The organism is Fulvivirga kasyanovii (assembly GCF_009711405.1).
In the GTDB taxonomy this organism is placed as follows: Bacteria; Bacteroidota; Bacteroidia; order Cytophagales; family Cyclobacteriaceae; genus Fulvivirga; species Fulvivirga kasyanovii.
In genome coordinates this window covers 1-980 of sequence record NZ_SMLW01000122.1, presented here as the reverse complement: position 1 = coordinate 980, position 980 = coordinate 1, and the positions used below count along the sequence as shown (strand labels likewise).

Below are 980 nucleotides of genomic sequence, written 5' to 3'. Positions count from 1 at the left end.
AAAAAGCACCAAAAAGTATATTTGTTGATATACTTAACAATTATGGACATAGGAAAGAACATTAAACGCATCAGGGAAGCTAAAAATCTATCTCAAAAAGAAGTGATAGCAGCTATTGACATGGGGGCTGCCCAATATTCCCGCATTGAAAGCGGAAAAACTGAACCTTCTATCAGTACATTAGAAAGGATCGCCAAAGCATTGGGCGTTAAACTCTCCGAGCTGTTCGCCTCTAAAGAAGATTTTGCAGATATCAATTCCCAGGATAGCACTCTAATGGAAAAGGTTAGGCTAATTGAAAACCTAACCGAAGAAGAAAGACAAACTATCTTTACTATCCTCGATGCGTTTGTGGGTAAGAAAAAATTAAAGGACACCCTTTCGAATGTCCTTAAAGATGTGGCTTGATTATTTAGATCGATTCTAAATTCTGAAAATTTCAGATGTTACTGATTAGGTACTTTTGTATCATATCAGTTGCGTTCGTAAATCCATTCATAAAAAAGCCTCGCATTCCTGCAAGGCTTCTATATTCCGTTTATCACGGAAGTAACTTCCGCGCTAGAGAGTATCTCAAACTATACAATCCCTATTTGGATTCACATAATCAAGACATTCTTGATCAAACTTCTCTTCCAGAGCCTCTGTACCATATTTACTCCTATAATCAACCTCACTTTCGCAAACAGGTATCAGCCAATAGCATTTAACTGTAATTTCTTCATCTGTAAAATTCTCTAAGTCTGGCCCATCCAAATATGGAAGGGAGATAAAACCGTATTCACATGCCGACTTGCCTTGCCAAGGCCTACCAAAGTTAATTGTATGATTAAGGTTCAATCTTGCTCTCTTTTGATGATAAAAAGATGTTATCGTCAACAACTCAACAAGGCTTCTATCTTGTGTCGAAGAAAACATGTGTAACTCCAAAGGAGGCTCATCATCCAATGGAGACATGTGTATAGTTGCATATGTCCACA

2 protein-coding genes are annotated in these 980 nt (G+C 37.7%); one reads left to right on the top strand and one right to left on the bottom strand.

The window, feature by feature from the left end; translation table 11 throughout:
- A partial coding sequence (locus tag E1163_RS00265) for a helix-turn-helix domain-containing protein (protein ID WP_246223443.1) occupies window positions 1-408 on the top strand: 408 nt, incomplete at its 5' end.
- A gap of 165 nt (window positions 409-573) precedes the next feature.
- Here the strand turns inward: E1163_RS00265 and E1163_RS00260 are convergent.
- The coding region (locus E1163_RS00260) for a suppressor of fused domain protein (protein ID WP_221417866.1) at window positions 574-980 on the bottom strand (407 nt) is incomplete at its 5' end.